23 protein-coding genes and 1 pseudogene are annotated in these 17,851 nt (G+C 44.6%); 16 read left to right on the top strand and 8 right to left on the bottom strand.

What is annotated here, in order from left to right; translation table 11 throughout:
• Positions 1 to 20 precede the first annotated feature (20 nt).
• From ACGHP5_RS01405 to ACGHP5_RS01350, 12 genes are all read left to right on the top strand, one after another.
• The gene (locus tag ACGHP5_RS01405) at positions 21 to 605 is read left to right on the top strand and encodes a hypothetical protein (RefSeq protein WP_129614411.1); all 585 of its coding nucleotides are present in this window, start codon (positions 21 to 23) and stop codon (positions 603 to 605) included.
• An 80-nt stretch (positions 606 to 685) separates the two neighbouring features.
• Complete coding sequence (locus ACGHP5_RS01400) at positions 686 to 1,270, top strand: hypothetical protein (protein ID WP_129614411.1); 585 nt, start codon at positions 686 to 688, stop codon at positions 1,268 to 1,270.
• A gap of 11 nt (positions 1,271 to 1,281) precedes the next feature.
• Positions 1,282 to 1,770 (top strand): hypothetical protein, encoded by a 489-nt coding sequence (locus ACGHP5_RS01395; protein ID WP_390567880.1) that lies wholly within the window; start codon positions 1,282 to 1,284, stop codon positions 1,768 to 1,770.
• A 60-nt stretch (positions 1,771 to 1,830) separates the two neighbouring features.
• Positions 1,831 to 2,130, top strand: coding sequence for a hypothetical protein (locus ACGHP5_RS01390; protein ID WP_118160708.1), 300 nt, complete (start codon positions 1,831 to 1,833; stop codon positions 2,128 to 2,130).
• Positions 2,131 to 2,180: 50 nt separating this feature from the next.
• Complete coding sequence (locus ACGHP5_RS01385; RefSeq protein ID WP_117740845.1) at positions 2,181 to 2,804, top strand: hypothetical protein; 624 nt, start codon at positions 2,181 to 2,183, stop codon at positions 2,802 to 2,804.
• A gap of 69 nt (positions 2,805 to 2,873) precedes the next feature.
• Positions 2,874 to 3,536, top strand: a complete 663-nt coding sequence (locus ACGHP5_RS01380; protein ID WP_118423541.1) for a hypothetical protein — start codon at positions 2,874 to 2,876, stop codon at positions 3,534 to 3,536.
• A gap of 51 nt (positions 3,537 to 3,587) precedes the next feature.
• Positions 3,588 to 4,139 (top strand): hypothetical protein, encoded by a 552-nt coding sequence (locus ACGHP5_RS01375; protein ID WP_044299313.1) that lies wholly within the window; start codon positions 3,588 to 3,590, stop codon positions 4,137 to 4,139.
• A 78-nt stretch (positions 4,140 to 4,217) separates the two neighbouring features.
• Positions 4,218 to 4,670, top strand: a complete 453-nt coding sequence (locus ACGHP5_RS01370) for a DUF4265 domain-containing protein (RefSeq protein WP_016212891.1) — start codon at positions 4,218 to 4,220, stop codon at positions 4,668 to 4,670.
• A 73-nt stretch (positions 4,671 to 4,743) separates the two neighbouring features.
• Positions 4,744 to 5,256, top strand: coding sequence for an ankyrin repeat domain-containing protein (locus ACGHP5_RS01365; protein ID WP_008763874.1), 513 nt, complete (start codon positions 4,744 to 4,746; stop codon positions 5,254 to 5,256).
• A gap of 40 nt (positions 5,257 to 5,296) precedes the next feature.
• Positions 5,297 to 5,761 (top strand): Imm21 family immunity protein, encoded by a 465-nt coding sequence (locus ACGHP5_RS01360; RefSeq protein WP_004295263.1) that lies wholly within the window; start codon positions 5,297 to 5,299, stop codon positions 5,759 to 5,761.
• Positions 5,762 to 5,823: 62 nt separating this feature from the next.
• Positions 5,824 to 6,774, top strand: a complete 951-nt coding sequence (locus tag ACGHP5_RS01355; protein WP_007662662.1) for a hypothetical protein — start codon at positions 5,824 to 5,826, stop codon at positions 6,772 to 6,774.
• A 24-nt stretch (positions 6,775 to 6,798) separates the two neighbouring features.
• Complete coding sequence (locus tag ACGHP5_RS01350) at positions 6,799 to 7,389, top strand: DUF4948 family protein (RefSeq protein WP_004295259.1); 591 nt, start codon at positions 6,799 to 6,801, stop codon at positions 7,387 to 7,389.
• A gap of 28 nt (positions 7,390 to 7,417) precedes the next feature.
• Here the strand turns inward: ACGHP5_RS01350 and ACGHP5_RS01345 are convergent, their stop codons facing one another.
• The 8 genes and pseudogenes from ACGHP5_RS01345 to mobA form a co-directional block, all read right to left on the bottom strand.
• Positions 7,418 to 7,804 (bottom strand): hypothetical protein, encoded by a 387-nt coding sequence (locus tag ACGHP5_RS01345; RefSeq protein ID WP_004319173.1) that lies wholly within the window; start codon positions 7,802 to 7,804, stop codon positions 7,418 to 7,420.
• Positions 7,801 to 8,196 (bottom strand): hypothetical protein, encoded by a 396-nt coding sequence (locus ACGHP5_RS01340; protein ID WP_004295258.1) that lies wholly within the window; start codon positions 8,194 to 8,196, stop codon positions 7,801 to 7,803. The genes ACGHP5_RS01345 and ACGHP5_RS01340 overlap by 4 nt, the downstream gene beginning before the upstream one ends.
• A gap of 4 nt (positions 8,197 to 8,200) precedes the next feature.
• Positions 8,201 to 8,482: an Imm17 family immunity protein gene (locus tag ACGHP5_RS01335; RefSeq protein WP_004295465.1), complete on the bottom strand. Its 282-nt coding sequence runs from the start codon at positions 8,480 to 8,482 to the stop codon at positions 8,201 to 8,203.
• A 154-nt stretch (positions 8,483 to 8,636) separates the two neighbouring features.
• Positions 8,637 to 9,458: a TraM recognition domain-containing protein gene (locus ACGHP5_RS01330; protein WP_227994647.1), complete on the bottom strand. Its 822-nt coding sequence runs from the start codon at positions 9,456 to 9,458 to the stop codon at positions 8,637 to 8,639.
• A 146-nt stretch (positions 9,459 to 9,604) separates the two neighbouring features.
• Complete coding sequence (locus tag ACGHP5_RS01325) at positions 9,605 to 11,422, bottom strand: reverse transcriptase domain-containing protein (RefSeq protein WP_117905097.1); 1,818 nt, start codon at positions 11,420 to 11,422, stop codon at positions 9,605 to 9,607.
• A 540-nt stretch (positions 11,423 to 11,962) separates the two neighbouring features.
• Positions 11,963 to 13,111, bottom strand: a pseudogene (locus tag ACGHP5_RS01320) (YWFCY domain-containing protein); the annotation flags it as partial.
• A gap of 37 nt (positions 13,112 to 13,148) precedes the next feature.
• The gene (mobB, locus tag ACGHP5_RS01315; RefSeq protein WP_004319166.1) at positions 13,149 to 14,294 is read right to left on the bottom strand and encodes a conjugal transfer protein MobB; all 1,146 of its coding nucleotides are present in this window, start codon (positions 14,292 to 14,294) and stop codon (positions 13,149 to 13,151) included.
• Positions 14,288 to 14,710, bottom strand: a complete 423-nt coding sequence (mobA, locus tag ACGHP5_RS01310) for a conjugal transfer protein MobA (RefSeq protein WP_004295462.1) — start codon at positions 14,708 to 14,710, stop codon at positions 14,288 to 14,290. The genes mobB and mobA overlap by 7 nt, the downstream gene beginning before the upstream one ends.
• Before the next feature lie 703 nt (positions 14,711 to 15,413).
• On the opposite strand from mobA, the gene ACGHP5_RS01305 reads away from it, so the two are divergent.
• From ACGHP5_RS01305 to ACGHP5_RS01290, 4 genes are read left to right on the top strand one after another with little or no spacing between them, the layout of a single operon-like run.
• The gene (locus ACGHP5_RS01305) at positions 15,414 to 16,166 is read left to right on the top strand and encodes a ParA family protein (RefSeq protein WP_007559008.1); all 753 of its coding nucleotides are present in this window, start codon (positions 15,414 to 15,416) and stop codon (positions 16,164 to 16,166) included.
• 6 nt (positions 16,167 to 16,172) lie between these two features.
• Entirely contained in the window at positions 16,173 to 16,595 is a 423-nt protein-coding gene (locus tag ACGHP5_RS01300) for a DUF3408 domain-containing protein (protein WP_004295459.1), read from the top strand.
• A 41-nt stretch (positions 16,596 to 16,636) separates the two neighbouring features.
• Positions 16,637 to 17,056: a DUF3408 domain-containing protein gene (locus ACGHP5_RS01295; protein ID WP_004303802.1), complete on the top strand. Its 420-nt coding sequence runs from the start codon at positions 16,637 to 16,639 to the stop codon at positions 17,054 to 17,056.
• A complete protein-coding gene (locus ACGHP5_RS01290; protein ID WP_004303801.1) occupies positions 17,053 to 17,793 on the top strand; it encodes a hypothetical protein in 741 nt (246 codons plus the stop codon). The genes ACGHP5_RS01295 and ACGHP5_RS01290 overlap by 4 nt, the downstream gene beginning before the upstream one ends.
• The last annotated feature ends 58 nt before the right edge of the window (positions 17,794 to 17,851 follow it).

Here is a 17,851-nt window from a genome sequence, read left to right as displayed (position 1 = left end):
AATTAAAAAACGATGTAAATATGAAAACTGAAAAAATTAGTGATGTCCTGCAAGGAATGGATGTCAATACAGAAGATGCGATTGTAACCTTATCAGATAAGGTTTGGGAGATAGGCGAATTAAGTGAAATTAAAAATCAAGTGTCCGACGCTGTATTTGCATTTCACATAGTAGCTAATGTTATAGGTATCTATAAAGGTGATGGGTGGCAAGCGATTATAGAAGAAAATACAGAATTGCTGCCTTACATATCCCATGCAATGTATGAAATTGGACTGTACAAAATTGGAGATGCAACAAAGAATATCGAACAAATTTTCCCTCTCAATATAGATGTCTTCTCTCTTGACGAAGACCAACTTTGTGAAGTTGTAAATTTCGTGCGTGGGAGCAGAGAAGGTAAGTATTTTACCATAACAATGGAAGAACTAAAAGGCTATACCTCAGAAGAAAGGAAACAAATAACAGCAAAATATTCAGAAGTATGTGAAAAATTAGAAGATGCTACTGAAAGTATGTGGGGGTATAATAGTCCTGACAATGAAGGCTGGGGAGTTGTAAGTCGATATTTGGAAAAGCACTTGCAGGACAACTTTTGGAAATAAATGCACATAACATGCACCTCAATCGCCACAAATGGCGATTAGCTGCCAACCATTATGTGCAATTAAAAAACGATGTAAATATGAAAACTGAAAAAATTAGTGATGTCCTGCAAGGAATGGATGTCAATACAGAAGATGCGATTGTAACCTTATCAGATAAGGTTTGGGAGATAGGCGAATTAAGTGAAATTAAAAATCAAGTGTCCGACGCTGTATTTGCATTTCACATAGTAGCTAATGTTATAGGTATCTATAAAGGTGATGGGTGGCAAGCGATTATAGAAGAAAATACAGAATTGCTGCCTTACATATCCCATGCAATGTATGAAATTGGACTGTACAAAATTGGAGATGCAACAAAGAATATCGAACAAATTTTCCCTCTCAATATAGATGTCTTCTCTCTTGACGAAGACCAACTTTGTGAAGTTGTAAATTTCGTGCGTGGGAGCAGAGAAGGTAAGTATTTTACCATAACAATGGAAGAACTAAAAGGCTATACCTCAGAAGAAAGGAAACAAATAACAGCAAAATATTCAGAAGTATGTGAAAAATTAGAAGATGCTACTGAAAGTATGTGGGGGTATAATAGTCCTGACAATGAAGGCTGGGGAGTTGTAAGTCGATATTTGGAAAAGCACTTGCAGGACAACTTTTGGAAATAAATGCACATAACATGCACCTCAATCGCCACAAATGGCGATTAGCTGCCAACCATTATTCTTCAAAAGAATTGGATATGAATAAAGGAAATACCATAGAAGATTTTTTTTGTAAGCAATTCATTAAGTCTGGTTATCAAGACCGTTTCTTTTTTGAACTGTCATCAAACAAAAAAAGAGTAAAAGCTATTAGTCGAATTTGTCATAATATGATGGATATTATAAATGAGAATAAGATTGTCGAGGTCTATAATTCTACGGATTTAATCCATTTGACAGATAGACTTCGTGAATTATCTAAAGAGAAAGAAGGATATTGCATCGGTTTTTTTGAGCTGGATCAAAAATGGGCAGATATATCAGAGGCTATAAATGCAGGAATACAGTCGAATTTTGGCTTTGCCATAATATTGTCTGATGGAATTGCTTGTATATGTGAAGAAACCGGTATAACCAATAGAAGAGCTGTAATATTACACTCCATATCCAAATTGAAAGAATAACAAGCGGCTCAACCTCCCCTTAAAGGTCGGTTAGCTGCCAAACATTATCGGTTTAATAAAATGGAAAAGGAAGGAGTAATATATTGGCTCAAACCAGAAGAAGGCGGATTGAAAAATCTGCCGACTTATGAGTTGTGTTATGCTGTTACAGTTTTACCGCAAGTGGAGCCTTCAGCATGGAGCATTAAAATGTTTATTCTTGAGCCTGATAAATATGTAAGTGATTGCTTGGTCGCTTTTCTGGTTGATCATGCACCTCATGAAGTTTTAAATACCATAGAATCCGTAGATGTATATGCAGGCAATAAAAAAGTAGCCACTATAATATTAAAAACCGATAACAAACAGCAGACCGACTGAATAAGCGGAACGCTGCCAAACATTAGCTACGAACGAAAAAAATAGAAGTCATGAAACAGGAAATCATAAACCGAATAAAGCAATTAGGCGGTAATGTCACCAATGTAAAAGGAACGTCTTTATCCGAAGACTTGTGTGCTATAACTTTTAATACCGCATTGTATAAAAAGCCGGAAGATACGCCTTGGCTATCTGCCGAAGACACAGAACCGATTGAAGGTTTGGGCGATTGGGTGGATGAAAATACTGAATTGTTCAATTCTGACAGAGAGGCATTCTATAAGAAAATGGTAGATGCCTACTATACATTGAATGAAGACCCTCGCAGACAATTATTTTGGGTTGCCAAACCTTTTACACCGTTTCAAGAAGGGACAAAAGATTTTGAAGAATGGAATGATTGGTTTTCAGATGATGCAGAGTTGGGCGAAATCATTCAACATTCAACCTGTGCCACTCCCGCCTTTATAGGATTGCTTTATACGGATAGTTATCCCAATTACTATTACATCTGTTTATCAGACCTCAATCCAGAGAATCCGATTGTCTGGAGTACAGACCATGAGGTGTTTTTCACAGATGTTACTAATGAGGGAGCATTAGAAGACTTTCTAAACAAGTTCATGACTAAAGAGGAATTTATAGATATTGTAAAACGAAAATTGGAACAATAATAACGTAGCTAACATGCACCTGTTCCGCCTAACGGCGGCAAGCTGCAACCCATTAGTTTGATTTTTAATATGAAAGCAGAAGAATTACGAATAGCAATAAGAAATGTATTAGAACAAGGGTTTATTTCAACTTTATCTAAATATGGATACAGCTGGAACAAATCTAAGATGTGTTTTCATCGTAAAGTAGGAGATTTCAAGCAAACGATTCTTATCAATTCCTCTGTTAATCCTCAATTCACTAATGGCATAGGCTATATAAGTATTCATTTATTCTATAATTCGCCAAAAATTGAAAAGATGGCTTCTGTTCTGATAGATGCCAAAACAGATTTTGAGAAAGTTGGAATTGTTCTTAATATTAATTCAGGTTTTATTTCTGGAAAAAGGGCTGTATCGTTTGACTTGTTATCATTAGATGAACTTCTAAATGTATTTAATCTTGATAATATGCCATTCAAGGAAATATTAAGTTTCCTTAATGAAAGAACAACAATCCAGAATATACTTATGGATTTTGAGAATAATAAAGACTATATTTGGTGGAATTCTAAAGATCATTCTATCCTTATGATAATTACGATGTATTATATCACTGGTAATGAGAAAAAAGCTAAAGAACTCGCTATATCTTATTATCAAAATGATAAATGTGGAAGATGGTATAAGAATGTATTACGATATTTCGAAGAATCAAATAATTTTCAAACTAACAAACAGCAAACCGACTGAATAAGCGGAACGCTGCCAAACATTACCGATAATAATAAAAACAAAGAAAATATGAACGAACGATATGCCAAATGTATTCCATTCGATAAGAATGTAAAAGGCAGGATTGGTGGCAATCCTCCTAAATGTATAGAAGGACAAATCCCTTGCGATTATAAATTCTATGCAACACTGGTACATCCTGAAAAGGAGAACATCATGCTTTCTATCATCATTCACCAAGATTATGACACTCTTATTGACAACAACATATATCCCTCAATAGCAGTCAAAGTAATAGAACATGAATTTTCCGAAATTGGCAATTGTGCAGAAAAGCGAAACGCCAGCTTAGACATGTGTTCTATCAGTGAATATTCAGAAGATAAGGATAGTGAAAATATACTTGTAAAAATAGGTGGTGAACCTTCCCTTATCCAAGATGAAGAAAGCTATTATAAAGAATTAGAGAAACATGGTTTTTCTTTTTTCTTATCAATAGACGAGGACGGATATAGTGAAGATGTTACTATTGGCAGTTATCCTTTCGGATATGGAGCTTTGTATTTGTATAAGCGCTGTACAACCAATGAAATAATCGCAGGATTTTGGCAATGTTCGTAAAAAATATATCGGTAACATGCACCTGTTCCGCCTAACGGCGGCAAGCTGCAAACCATTATCAACTTATTAATGAATAAAATGAAAAAAGACAAACATATAAAAGTGCTATTCCACTTGGAACAAGATGAAGATGGCTATCCACCATTTTCTATTGAAGGTTTGTGGTGCAAAAAGGCAAGTAATGATACCTATATTGTCGATAATGTGCCATTCTATACCTATGGAATCAGTTTGGGGGATGAGATATGTGTTACAGAAGAAGATGGCGAATATCATTTTCAATCCATAGTGAATCCCTCTGGAAATAGCACATTGAGGGTACATTTTAACGATAAACGTATGCAGATGGTCAGAGACAAACTACTTGATATGGGATGCAAGGTAGAGATTTCTAATCTCTCTTCATTCGTATCCATAAATGTACCACAAGAAGTTTCCTTAAAAGTGGTCGAAGATGTTCTGACCAATATGCAAAAAGAATGTGATAGTTTGGCTTATGAACATGGTGTTGTCAGACAAAATATAAGTTGATAACAAACAGCAGATCGACTGAATAAGCGGAACGCTGCCGAACATTATCGTTGTCAACATTAGAATAAAAAAAATGAAAACAATAGAAGATATGAAACTTGAATTATTGAGTGATAACTCAAATAAGTTCATGCAGACTCTAATAGATTATGACATAAAAAGTAAAGACAAATATGGCAGTAATCTACTTCATTATTATATAATGAACTATGATAGTATTGTACATCCAGCAGGTGTGATTATATCCGAATTTATAAAAAAAGGATTGGATATAAATGATAAAAGAAAAGACGGACGGACTGCATTATATCTTTCTGTTCAGTGTCAGCTACAAGATATTTTTGAAATACTCCTGAATAGCAATGCAGATTTGGATATACAAAATGTAAATGGGAATACTCCTTTATGGGAAGCCGTTATGCGATACCGTGGAGATGGCTTCTTTATCGAACAACTTTTGAAAAATGGGGCTAATCCTGATATAAAAAATAACTATGGAGTATCTCCTAAATCATTGGCAAGAACTATCGCAAATTATGATGTAAGAAGATTCTTTAACAACGATAACAAACAGCAAACCGACTGAACAAGCGGCACGCTGCCAAACATTAATCGCTGAGAAAAATATGAATAATTGGATTGAAACATCAGGAAGCCCATTTGTCATTGTTGAGCAACAATATGCCCATCAATGGAAGGGTCAAGAAAACTACAATGCTATATGTAGCGTAACAGATTACTTGGGGAAAATCTATATAGACAATCATGTCTTATTGGTAATGGGAGATGAACCGATGGCTACACGCATAGTAAATAAAGATGGAGCAATTTTAATAATTCGTTGGAAGTATGCTCCCGATTATCTAACGGTGGAAAAACTTCTGGAGAATGATATAGTAACTGGGGCAGAACCGATAGAAGAAGTTGAAGTAAAATGGGATTCTACTGAATTAGTCCTATTTGATTCTTTGTCTCCCTATTGTGAAGCGTCGGTTAAAGTTTTTTTATCATTACAAAAAACATCTTGTATAATAAAAACTTATCTTTATCAAAAAGACGAAGTATCTTTAATAATACATTCAATCCAATAAAGACGATTAACAAGCGGCTCAACCTCCCCTTAAAGGTCGGTTAGCCACCAAACATTACAGCTATGGATATAACGAATAGAATTATTGTCGCCTTACTGGAACGAATGAAAAGTAGAAACAAGAACTTTTCATTATCAAGACCTAAGTTTCATCGGTTGTTTCAAATAAATCCCGATGGCTACTTATGGTATGGCGAGAAACTGGAGCGGCATTTACTTAACAAATATGGAGAATCGGCTGATACATTGAAATATCTTGATATATATTATTTCATTTCCAATATTGTGCGGTTGTATTACATGCCTAAAAATTCAAATTCGGAGGAAAACGAGTTTGGAAAGCTATACGCTTATGGCTCCATAATAGGGTTACACCGTTGTCATATTCCAGATAAGCGAATATATCTGAACCGATTGTTAAATACTTTACTGTTCTGTTGTCCGACTTCTGAAGAATATATCCGTAGATTCCGCTGGCAAAAAAACGGTATATATTACAAATCGCAGGATGTGGAAGTTCTTATTGCCGATACATTTACAGAAATACGGGAATCGGACAAACAATCAGAATCCATTGAAATAGTTGAGTCAATAGTCAATGAGACATACCGTTATCTGGTAGGCTCAAATACGGGGCTTCCATTTGTCCGTTCGGAAACTTTATTGCACTACAACCTGAACCCATCTGATTATATGTGGCTATATCAGCACGATAAGGAATTGTTTTATACTTGTCTTGATGCAGCAGCATTACAGTCGGAGATTTTCAGTTACAAGTCATTTGTGTACAATTTCAACCTGTATATTCTAAAAGACGCAAATATATTGGATGAATTGTCCAGATATTCCAAATGTTATGAAGCCGTTTTAGAACTGCTTTTCAAATCCGATTCAATTATGCAGAACTCTGTTATTCGGCAAATCAAATTATGTAGAAATGAAGATACCATTAAACAGAATAACAGATTGGATGCTATTAACAAATGGCTCAACTCCCTAAACAAGATTGGTTAGCCACAGAACATTAAACATTAGAAAATGAGAACACCAGTCATAATCCTGTTATTTGTAATCCTGCTTGCCGTAAGCTGCGGAGAGCCTCCCATGCCGCCGTCGGACGAGGAAATGATACGCCATTTCACCACGCACGAGGTGGCGTTCCGTAAGGTGTACGAAATCATGGCAGAGAGTTCAGAAGGTAGTTTTCACTACCCGCCGCTTTCTCCGGAAGAGGTTATTATACTTGATTCAATGGAGCAAAGCGATACATCCCATGAAACGAATGATGAACAAGACATCCCGGTATATGGACTGTTGAAGCCGGAGCGAATCCTACTCGACTCCCTGTTATCAGAGATTGGATGCGGTTTTATCCTTGTTGATCGCAGGGAATGGGGAACGGCAGATTCGGTATATGTGAGCCTCGTTATGCCGTACTACTCCCACGGCATCGTGGATGCCGGAACGTCCAAGAGTTTCGTTTACGATCCCGGATTGAGAAGCCGTCGGAATATCCGTATCACCGAACATGGCGACCTGAACGAGATCTACCGCAGGACGTACAACGACACCACGCTTTACAAGCCCATCAAGGGAAACTGGTACATCGAGTTAGACCATTCGATATAACGGCCCGGAGTCCGTATCAAAGTATGTATCACTTTTTGTCAAGAAGATACATCATAAAGCAGATAATGGCCATCGCAAGGAAAAATAACAGAACCGCAAGGAGTTCGTTAAACCTGCACTTGGCATAGTGAGACATCACTGCTTTGCCTCGCCATTTGTAAATCCTGCTGACGAGCGACATAACGGCAAATGTGACAATGCTAAAAACGACACATGGCAACAATGCCGACACACCTGGAAAAAGCCGGATAGTAACAGTCATCATAGGGAATATCAAAAGAGCGAAGATATAAATCGAGAGCATCATTTCGCCATCGACCCTGCCTGTTCGTCTTGCCTGCTTCCATTTCTCCCCCATCCACCAGAGGTAGTCCCAGAGATAAAACCGTTGCTTATTCTCCTGCCGTTTCATCATGCCCAATGTATAAATCCGAGGTGGAACATCAGCGCTACATTTGCCACGATCAGGGCGATAGCGATAAGAACTATTTTGGCGAGCTTCCTGCCGGGATGTTTCATCTTCCCGTAATGTTCACGGAGTGCTTCACGCCGTCCGGCTGTATAGCGTAGCTTGCAGAATAAATCGGGAAGAAAGCAGAGAGGAATCACTATGGCCAAACCAATCATCCAGCCGAAAAGGCGCAATATCGGCGGAAACCCAAGCGGTATGAGTAGGACGAAGAGCCAGCACCAAAACAGTAGCATACGTCCGTTGAGATTGGTACGCTCCCTTTCGTGCCATATCTCGGCTACATACCACATATAGTCGATGAAGCAGATCCGGTATTTGCGATTGTCCTTTTCCATACCGTTATCTCCATACAAAGAAACCAACCAATATAAGTATAATCAGAACGCTGACCAACACAATCTGAACCCTGCGGCGTGTTTCAGGCTTGCAATCGTCAAATAACCACAGTTTGCTGTTAAACTGCCAATGACACGCCCATTTCCAACGGAACAGCAACCCTGCAAGCCATAGGGCAAGCAACCCGACACCAAACAGCAACCCGTATTTCGGGTGAGCCTGCAACCACTCGAAAAACGCTTCCGCCTTGCTGTTCATTGCTTCGTATATATCGGTAACTGTCATACTTATAATTAAAAGGATTCCGAACACAAAAATAATGTTTTCCGTTCACATAATCACTACTTTATGCTCCAAAACACCGGCTGTACGGTTATAAAACCAGGAAACAGCCCCGGTTAAGGTCACGGAGGTTGTTTGCGGGGGTGTTTGTGTTCATTTAGTTCTGTTCCGGCAGGAGCTTGCAAAGCACCGGGTCGTTCTTGATACGTTCCAGTTCCTCGGCGACGATGCGGCCGGCCTCTGCCTTGATACGTTCGTAGTTTTCCTGCACGACCTGTTTCATGTGATCCGTCCCGTTCTCGTCCGTGAAGTCGGTAATTTGTGGTATCTTCTTGTACCGGGCCGTTTCCGCTTTCACTTTTTCGTTGTCCACGACAATCTCGCAGTGGAAAATCTTCTGCTCGATACGTTCGTCGAAATTGTCCGCCACGGCCCCGACGAACATTCCCTGCGTGAGCGTCGAGATCTTCGAGGCCGGGATCAGGCTGTCCAGCTGCGTGGATATGGATGTCGATTTGTCGCTGCGGCTCAACGTCATGCTCTGCCGCTTCTGCAATACCTTACCGAACCGTTCCGAGAGTGTCTTGGCCGTTTCACCTACGACCTGCCCGGAGAAGATGTTGCCCACCGTGTTCATCACGACGGCGGCCTCCTTGTCCCCGTAGTCCCTCTTCAACTGTGAAAAATCCTGGAAGCACAGCAGCACGGCGACCTTGTTGCTTCTGGCCGTGGCGATCAGGTTGTCGAGTCCCTTGAAGTAGATTGTCGGCAACTCGTCGATGATGATGCCCGATTTGAGCTGGCCTTTCTTATTTATGAGCTTGACAATCCGGGAATTATACAATCCCAAAGCCGCTCCGTAAATGTTTTGCCTGTCGGGATTGTTCCCCACGCAGAGTATCTTGGGATCGTCCGGGTTGTTGATGTCGAGCGTGAAATCGTCGCCCGACATGACCCAATATAGCTGGGGCGAAATCATGCGGGAAAGCGGAATTTTGGCCGATGCTATCTGGCCATAGGCTAAGCACCCAGCGCCTTGCCATTTGTTACAATGGTAGGTTTCCAAGCACTCGCCTCCGAACCGTGCATACAGGTCTCCCCGTACACGGCTCTCCACCTTATCATTCAGTCTAACTTTCCCGAATGTATTTTGTGATGACATACTGAACATACTGCTAATGTTTTACGGTTACGAGAAATCATTTTTATTTCCCAATCACTTTTACCTTTCAAGTCTTTGAGTTTGCGAACATGGTGCATTTCAAGATTATCGGTTGCACCGCAGTTTTCACATACACGTGCATTTAGTCTTGTAATTAATCCATTTCTGCCACCCGTTATAGCGACTGTGTTAGGTAATCTGTCATCCAAAGTACGGTTCGGTAATTCCTTGCGTTTGAAACCTTTGTCATAAAACTCACGTCTGACCTCATACCCTTTCTTGTTTGTGTATGGTATGGAGAATACACCGTTTTTCTTGTACTTCGCAATAATCTTCTTTTTGGAAGTAGTGTATTTTGCGGCGTATGTCTTGTACATACTATACTCCATAATGTTGTAGAAAGAGTCAATAACGGGGCTGTTGTTTGCTATCGAGTAATAGTTGTAGAACCCCATGATTTCAGAGTTATATTGACTTATAATCTCCAAATCATCAAGACATCTCATATATGAACGACCTTTTGGCTTCCAAACTTCTTTCCCGTTCTGCTCGGTAATTTTAACAGCATCATATTCAAGAAGTTTCTTTCGCATTATTTCGGTAGTCACATATAGTACTATCTTGTGGTCTAACGGCCTTGTCAAATGACCGTTCTTATCTCTGCGTGTATCATTGGATTTTCGTACAAAGACATCATAACCAAGAAATTTAGCGTGTTTTCTTGCATTGGTAATCAGAGTTTTCTCGTCAGATAGTTCCAGTTTCAATTTATCAGCCATAAATTGCTTTATGTCCTCTTTGATTTGGATACAATCTTGCTTGCTACCGATTACTCCAATTAGAAAATCATCTGCATATCTTATGTATTTCAGTCGTTTGATACTGTCATCCATTTCATCACCGGCAGGATATTTCAGTCGTTCTTTGACTGTTTCTCTAATTCTTGCAAACAATTGTTTACGTTTCGTTTCATCAACAGTGTTTCGTAGTTTTTCAACTAACTTGGCTTTACGATGTCCGAGTTGTTTTGCAATCGGATTATCCTTGCGTCTTTTCCCCTTGTTGAATTTTGTGATATACTCCTTGATATACTTATCGAATTTGTCAAGGTATATGTTCGCCAATATAGGGCTTATAATACCACCTTGCGGAGTACCACTGTATGATTTGTGGAATACCCAATCTTCAACATATCCCGCATTCAGGAATTTTCTGATAAGTCTGATAAACCTGTTATCGGAAATCCTTTCTGAAAGAATGGCTATCAATACTTCATGGTCTATGTTATCGAAGAATCCTTTAATGTCTCCCTCGATAAACCACTTTGTGCCATTGAACGACTTTTGAATGCTTGAAAGTGCAGTTTGAGGACTTCGTTGCGGTCTGAAACCATGTGAAGTGTTTTCAAAACTGCCCTCGTAGACAGCTTCCAAAATCATTCTGATAACCTCTTGCAGAAGTTTATCCATAAATGACGGAATACCCAGCGGTCTCATCTTTCCGTTTTTCTTCGGAATGTAAACTCGCTGTGAGGGTTTAGGCTGATACGTCTCGTTTTTGAGCGTATCAATCAACTGCTCAATATGGGATATACTGAAGCCGTCAACGGTTTTTCCGTCAACTCCCTTTGTCATATTGCCTTGTTTGGCATATATGCGTTGGTAGGCTATGTAGTACATCTCTTCATTAAACAGTATCCGATACAAACGTTCGAACTTGTATTCCAAGTCGGAACTATGTTGTGTTAGACTGTTTAATATTTTTTCTGGATTTCTTTTCATGTCTCTCACATTTTCCAAAATTAACATTAAACGATAATGGCTGCTTCCCTTCGCCATGTACAAGGTTTTCCCTTGCTCGGACTACTACGGAAGCTCTGTTGCCATATGGGTTGCCCCACTTAGGCAATCCCCATTTAGACATATAATAACTATTTGGCTTGATAGATTGTCGGATACGACTTTCGTCCTTTACTATTTATGTAGTTGCTCTGTGACAAGTTCTTTTGCCCAATCGACCTGCAAGGAGAAGTTGGGTGCCACAGCATAACGTCTGTAACTGTCTTCCGTTAAGGCTTAACCATCGAGCCGCTCGGACTATCGTTCAACCAGTATAGGCTTTATCCTCATATCTATCGTTTCACCTCGCCACTCGGTCAAGACTTGACAGTTAGTCCACTCGTGGCTTTGCCGACATGCTACACTCCCCATCGTCTTTCGTTGAATGGATAAGTCGGCTGGTGATAGGTTATTATTTCAAAGAACACGAACCTAATAGCTTGCCAAAGCTATATTTATTATATGCCCTTATGGGCGCACCTGGAGCTGGTCTTGAGCGCCTCCGAGCCAGGCATCCATAAAGGGGCTGAGGTAGTTTTCGAGTTCCGGGTAGGATGTCAGAATCGGGAAAATATCCTCGTACCGCTTGTTCAGGAACTCGATGGCGTGCGGGAAGGTACAATACCGCCCGTTGTCGTAGATGCGCAGGAACCAGATCACGGCCGCAAAAAGGATAATGGGGCTTTCCACAAAAAAATCGCCCTGCTTCTGCACCCAGCTTCGGTTCAGGTTGAGCATGATGGTATAGGCGCTCTCGTAGGCGTCCGAAATATCGGTCATGAAGTCCGGGTGAATGGGGTTACAGCGGTGCGAGCGGCGCGGGTCGTCGAAATTTATGACGTAGAAAGTCGGGATTTTCTTGTAACCTTTCTGGTGATTCAGCAGGTGGTTGTAAGCGATTTCCGAAAGATCGGGAAACTTGTAGTCATAGATGTATTGGGTATAGCCCTTTTCGATTTGCTGTTTAATGAACTGGTTTACAACACAATAACTCTTCCCGCTGCCCGGGCTTCCCATGCAGATGCAAGCCCTTTGCGGGTTTACGACATTGGCGAACCCGTTGTTCCACTGTTTGTTATAGTAAAATTTCGTCGGCAGATTTATGGAGTACTCGTTCTCGATCAGGCGTGTTTCCTGCTGGAATGATTCGTTCTCGTTGTTGAAAGGGTCATCCATGAGATTGTTCTTCAGCAGGCGGGACATCCACACGCCGCCCATCAAGAGGCAGATATACCCGGCCGATAGGGTCAGTATGTAGAAAGCCGCGTTCGCCATCGCCGTCAGCGGCAAGTCCAGCAGCCACCAGTTGAAGAAGAACAGCACGCCTCCCGTGGCCAGCGATGCCGTGATTTTCCGCCAGGTAATTTTCTCCTCTTTTACTCCTTTTGTCCCGAGGCATGAAAGGGCGAGGAACACGACGGCGAAAAGTTTCGTCCATAGTATATTCCGGAACAGCCCCGCGGTGCGGTCGAAGTTCAGCAGAATCCTATCGACCACGCCGATATTGATTCCCCATTCCCGTATCTGCCCGTAACAGAACCAGTAGATGTTGATAACCACGAACAAGATACTCAATGCCCGCATGAAATCCATTGTTTTTGCAAGACCCCGAAGGTCGTCTTCCTGTTGCATAACCGTAAAATTTAATAAATGAATGATAATTGAGATGTTATACTTTCCTCCGTCGTGAGGTATTCCGCTTCCGTTGCCCGTCCCGTCCGGCAGGCGCTTGTTTCGGGGACAAGTCCCTCGTGTTTTCCCCGGGATTCCGTTTCCCGCCGAAGCGCAGCTCGAAGGCGTTGGCCGAGTATGCCTTTCCCAGCCGTGATCCGTTCACGACCGTCCGTGTTTCGTGGTCAATGAACGTCACTCCCACGATGCGGCCGTTTTCGTTGCGTCGTATGTAGAGATCCACCCGGGCTCCCCGCAGGCGTTCGCGCAGTTCTTCCTCCGTGGGTTCTCCCCGAAGCGCTTTATCGACCCGGCCACGGATTTGCCTCCTCGTGTCGTCCTTCCCGAACCGTTCGGCGTTGCGCTCCATGTGCCGTTCCAGCCCGTCATACCCGACCTCTTTACCGAACAGTGAGGATTTGAGCGGCGCGGCCACTGCCTTGTCCCCGTTCTCGTCCAGCAGCGTGTAGAGCAATCCCCGGTAGGGGGTTCCGTTCCGCTCTCCCCGGACTTCCTCTATACCTATATTATATAAGGACAACAATGCCCGGAACTCGCCGAGGGTCTGGAAGCGGTATGTCGCCACGGCCGGTTTTATTACCGCTGCCACCTGGCGTTTCAGGTCGCCCCGCGTGTAATCGGCGGGGACGATCCCTTGCCCTTTCTCCCGCCTTCTCCCTTTGGCGGGATGCAGTCCGTACTCCCGTTCCAGTTCCTCGGTAACGGCCACGCTGCGTTCGTTGCGCCTGCTGTCGTTTATCTTGCGCCCGTCCTGGGCCACCTGCACCGACACGATATGGATATGCTCCCGTCCGATGTCGGTATGCTTGAATACGATATAAGGTTGTCCTCCCCAGCCCATGCGCTCCATGTAGGCCCCGGCTATCTCCGCGAGTTGCCCGTCGTCGAGGCGGTCTTCGGGAGCCGGGTTGAGCGACACGTGCACGACGGGTTTTTCCGTCCGGTAGTGCGAGGGCATCCAGCGCAGGAGGTCTTCTGCCGTCGCGGCCACGTTGAAGCGCCCATCCGCCGGCTCCCTCACGATGTGGGTCAGCAGCACCTTCCCGTCGCCCCGATCGACTTTCTCCTGGTTGTACGCCAGCGCGCCGTACACGTCTTTTCCGGTGGTGATATTGGCTACCATCGCTGTTTGAACTCTTCGGAGAGCGACACGACCTGCTGCCCGACGGCCGCCAGTTCACGTGTCGCTCTCTCCAGTTTATAGAGCAGCGCGAGTGTTTTCTTCTCGGAAAAATGCGCGTGCAGCTCCTTCACCACCTGGTTGTAATTCGTTCCCACGGCACGGAATTGGGCGTGGAAAGCGGTCAGCTTCGCCACGTATTCGAGCGTTCCCCGGTCGGTCTTTACCACCCGGAACGCCTCGTTGAACACTCTCGCTTTGATAAAAGCGGCTTTGGACAATAGCCCGGACTGCTCGTAAAGGTCGAGGAAACGGGCATGTTCCACGGCTGAAAAGTTTACCGAAAAGCGGTAAACGGCCGGGTCGTTTTTCGCGGGTCGTCCCCCTTTGCCCCCTCGGGGCTTTCTGTTCTTTTCCATCGCATCGAAATTTTAAGGAGAGGCCAGGGCCCCACCGGTTCCTGAAAATTCCGATCCCTTCGCGGCTTGCCGCCCTTCTGAAAAGCACCGACTCCGGAGGTGCTTTCTCCCCCTTGCGGGCAAGCTGTTTTCTGCTGCAAAACGAGAATCGTGCAGCAGAAAACACAGCTTGCTATTTGCCCTTTGCAAATACCTTCTGCCCGCTCGCGGACAGAACATTGAAAGAGCCGCCGTAAAACGGGGCAAGGACGGCTTCATTAGCGTCGGGATCGTTCACGAGGCAAAGATACCGACCTATTCAATCGCTTGTACTACAAGTGATTACGCCACTTGCGTCCACTTTGATGCCACACGCGGCCATAGCGGAAAAAGAGCATACAACCCGTGTTTTTAAGGGTTTACTTTGCACGTGAGAACGGATACGGGCAATGACACATCCTCCTGTCCGCACACGTGCGGACGGATGCAGAAAACACCGTGTGCAGAGGAAAAAGCGGGTCTTTGTCCGGATAAGCAAATGCGGTTGCGCATGAGTATAAAATCGGACACGCGCCCATGCACCGGCATACCGGCGTAACAGCCTGCCAGCGCACCAGCATATATGCGTGCCGGCATACCTGCATAAAATCTCATGCCGTCACTTGCCCGGATACGTGAAGAGATGAACGATTACCCGATTGTATAACTAAAAACGCATGGAACAATGAAAGAGAAAACGAAATTCGTGGCCTTCTCCACCCAGAAAGGCGGAGCGGGTAAAACCACCCTCACGGTGCTGGCAGCTTCTTACCTGCACTATGTAAAGGGTTTCAATGTCGCGGTCATCGACTGCGATTATCCCCAACACTCCATCGTGGAGATGCGGGAACGTGACCTGAAGCTTGCCCTCGAAGACGAACATTACAAGAGGTTAGCTTACGAACAATTCACCCGGCTTCAAAAGAAAGCCTATCCCGTCGTGGAAAGCAACACGAAAGAGGCGTTGGCCGATGCCGACTACCTCCTGCCGCAAGGTGATTTCGATTATGTGTTCTTCGACCTTCCCGGTACGATCAATAACGAGGATCTGATTCATTCCCTGGCCGGAATGGATTATCTCGTCGCCCCGATCAGTGCCGACCGGGTTGTCATGGAAAGCACCCTGAATTACGCGGTTGTGGTAAAAGAGCATATCATGGGCCGCGAGAAGTCCCGGATGAAAGGGCTGTATATGCTATGGAACATGGTGGACGGACGTGAAAAAACAGAGTTATATCAGGTTTACGAGGCGGTAATGAAAGAGCTGGATCTTCCTGTTCTGAAGACCTTCCTGCCTGACACCAAGCGTTTTCGTCGTGAGCAGAACGCCAGCCGTCGCTCTGTCTTCCGCTCCACGCTCTTCCCGGCAGACCGTTCTTTGATCCGGGGCAGCAACCTGGATAAACTCGTGGATGAATTGATCGAACTGTTAAAGTAGGATCTTATGAGCGGAAAAGAACATGACGACGGTTTGGACGCTTCCTTCATCATCAGCCAGGCCAAAAGCCGAAACCGGCCATTACATCCTTACACGCCGGAAAAAGAGGAGGAGGCATCGGCTCTATCGGAACCGTCCGGCGAGGCCGCCTCCTCGTCGGCTACGAAAGAGGAGGGACGCCGCCGAAGAGGGAAAGGCCAGGATTACGAGCGTCTTTTTATCCGGAACGCCCCCTCCAATACCCGAAGCGGCAAAACGGTGTATATCCGCAAGGAGTTTCACGAGCGTATAACCCGGATAGTGCAGGTTATCGGTAAGAACGAACTCTCGCTGTATAGCTACCTGGACAATGTGCTGGAGCAGCATTTCGCTACCTATCAGGAGGAAATTTCGGAACTCTACAAGAAACGGAACTCCGATATTTTTTAGTTATGAACCCAATATTTACAACCTATTAAAAACAATCCATCATGTCAGACAAAGCAATTATTTTATCTGTTATCCTGGCGGCCGTCCTTTGCGTCGCCGTGCCCTTCATCTTCCGCGTGTGCCGCTACCGGCGCAGGATGAAAACCCTTATCGTCCCCGACGGCCCTTCGGGGGAGGTCGCCGTGGGGACTGTCCCCACCCCCGAGGCCGAGTACCTGGCCCGTTACATCTGCCTGCTGCGGCTGCCTTTCGCCGGTAACAAGCACGTGAAGATACGTCCGTCGTATCACGAGCGTATCCGCGAGATCACCCGTGTCATCGGTCGTGGCGACGTGACGATCACGGCCTACGTGGACAAGGTTCTCAAGGCGCACCTGGACGATAACCGGGAAACCATCGAGCGGCTTTTCGAGGAGCGTGAGGCCGTGGCCTCCCTGCAACCCAAAGCGGAGGAGCGATGAACGGGGCGTTGTGGCTGCTGCCCCTCTTTGCCGTGGGGTATGCCTTGTGGGCGTTTTTCCGCCTGCGGCGGATGGAACGCAACGAACCGGCAGACGGGATCGTTGCCGAAGACACTCCCTGCCGACAGGAGATCATCGGCAGGAGCCGCTTTGTCCTCGACCCGCGCCACTCCCGGCCACAAGCTGCCGTAGAATCTGAAACTGAAAAAGTTACGGAAAAAGCCGATATATTTGTGCCCACGAATGTACCCGAACACCCCCGGCAGATTCCGCCGGAAGACCTGGATGAAGTGTTCGGTGTCGCTCCCGAGGGGGAGCCTAACGAACCTCTGGAAATCGACTTTCCGCTGTACGATGAATCTTTCCCGGATGCGGACGCGGAGGAGCCGGATTATGACGAGGATGAAGACGACACCGAAGAGCTGCCCCTTTTGGGCCGCTCGCTTGCCCAGGGGGTTAGTTTTGAACAGATGGGCGAAGCCTACCGCCACGTGGTACATGATCCACCTTCAACAGACGAGCAAAGGGAGGAAACGGGACGTGTCCTCCTGGGCCTGAAACAGACCGACATGTTCGAGGTCATCGTTTCGGGCCGCCCCGACGGGAACGACAGGGTAAAATCCCTGATCGACACCTACCTCTCGGCCTTTCACCGGCGTATGTCCGAGAGGTCTGCGGAAAGCCCATCTCCGCAGGGTTCGGTTCCCACGGGTTTCGACGTCCGTGAGTTTGTTTAACCCCATAATGACATCACGATGAAAGAAAAAGACTACGGGTAGCGCATGAGGTTACCCG

The sequence above is a fragment of the Alistipes sp. i18-0019-D1 genome, from assembly GCF_042852885.1.
In the GTDB taxonomy this organism is placed as follows: Bacteria; Bacteroidota; Bacteroidia; order Bacteroidales; family Rikenellaceae; genus Alistipes.
Note: the sequence above shows the minus strand (reverse complement) of the source record. Positions and strands in the feature narration are given on the sequence as shown.

Coding starts and splice junctions, on each gene's coding strand:
- ACGHP5_RS01405 (WP_129614411.1), top strand. CDS start 21: ATGAAAACTGAAAAAATTAGTGATGTCCTGCAAGGAATGGATGTCAAT.
- ACGHP5_RS01400 (WP_129614411.1), top strand. CDS start 686: ATGAAAACTGAAAAAATTAGTGATGTCCTGCAAGGAATGGATGTCAAT.
- ACGHP5_RS01395 (WP_390567880.1), top strand. CDS start 1,282: ATGCACCTCAATCGCCACAAATGGCGATTAGCTGCCAACCATTATTCT.
- ACGHP5_RS01390 (WP_118160708.1), top strand. CDS start 1,831: ATGGAAAAGGAAGGAGTAATATATTGGCTCAAACCAGAAGAAGGCGGA.
- ACGHP5_RS01385 (WP_117740845.1), top strand. CDS start 2,181: ATGAAACAGGAAATCATAAACCGAATAAAGCAATTAGGCGGTAATGTC.
- ACGHP5_RS01380 (WP_118423541.1), top strand. CDS start 2,874: ATGAAAGCAGAAGAATTACGAATAGCAATAAGAAATGTATTAGAACAA.
- ACGHP5_RS01375 (WP_044299313.1), top strand. CDS start 3,588: ATGAACGAACGATATGCCAAATGTATTCCATTCGATAAGAATGTAAAA.
- ACGHP5_RS01370 (WP_016212891.1), top strand. CDS start 4,218: ATGAAAAAAGACAAACATATAAAAGTGCTATTCCACTTGGAACAAGAT.
- ACGHP5_RS01365 (WP_008763874.1), top strand. CDS start 4,744: ATGAAAACAATAGAAGATATGAAACTTGAATTATTGAGTGATAACTCA.
- ACGHP5_RS01360 (WP_004295263.1), top strand. CDS start 5,297: ATGAATAATTGGATTGAAACATCAGGAAGCCCATTTGTCATTGTTGAG.
- ACGHP5_RS01355 (WP_007662662.1), top strand. CDS start 5,824: ATGGATATAACGAATAGAATTATTGTCGCCTTACTGGAACGAATGAAA.
- ACGHP5_RS01350 (WP_004295259.1), top strand. CDS start 6,799: ATGAGAACACCAGTCATAATCCTGTTATTTGTAATCCTGCTTGCCGTA.
- ACGHP5_RS01345 (WP_004319173.1), bottom strand. CDS start 7,804: ATGATGAAACGGCAGGAGAATAAGCAACGGTTTTATCTCTGGGACTAC.
- ACGHP5_RS01340 (WP_004295258.1), bottom strand. CDS start 8,196: ATGGAAAAGGACAATCGCAAATACCGGATCTGCTTCATCGACTATATG.
- ACGHP5_RS01335 (WP_004295465.1), bottom strand. CDS start 8,482: ATGACAGTTACCGATATATACGAAGCAATGAACAGCAAGGCGGAAGCG.
- ACGHP5_RS01330 (WP_227994647.1), bottom strand. CDS start 9,458: ATGATTTCGCCCCAGCTATATTGGGTCATGTCGGGCGACGATTTCACG.
- ACGHP5_RS01325 (WP_117905097.1), bottom strand. CDS start 11,422: ATGAAAAGAAATCCAGAAAAAATATTAAACAGTCTAACACAACATAGT.
- mobB (WP_004319166.1), bottom strand. CDS start 14,294: ATGGTAGCCAATATCACCACCGGAAAAGACGTGTACGGCGCGCTGGCG.
- mobA (WP_004295462.1), bottom strand. CDS start 14,710: ATGGAAAAGAACAGAAAGCCCCGAGGGGGCAAAGGGGGACGACCCGCG.
- ACGHP5_RS01305 (WP_007559008.1), top strand. CDS start 15,414: ATGAAAGAGAAAACGAAATTCGTGGCCTTCTCCACCCAGAAAGGCGGA.
- ACGHP5_RS01300 (WP_004295459.1), top strand. CDS start 16,173: ATGAGCGGAAAAGAACATGACGACGGTTTGGACGCTTCCTTCATCATC.
- ACGHP5_RS01295 (WP_004303802.1), top strand. CDS start 16,637: ATGTCAGACAAAGCAATTATTTTATCTGTTATCCTGGCGGCCGTCCTT.
- ACGHP5_RS01290 (WP_004303801.1), top strand. CDS start 17,053: ATGAACGGGGCGTTGTGGCTGCTGCCCCTCTTTGCCGTGGGGTATGCC.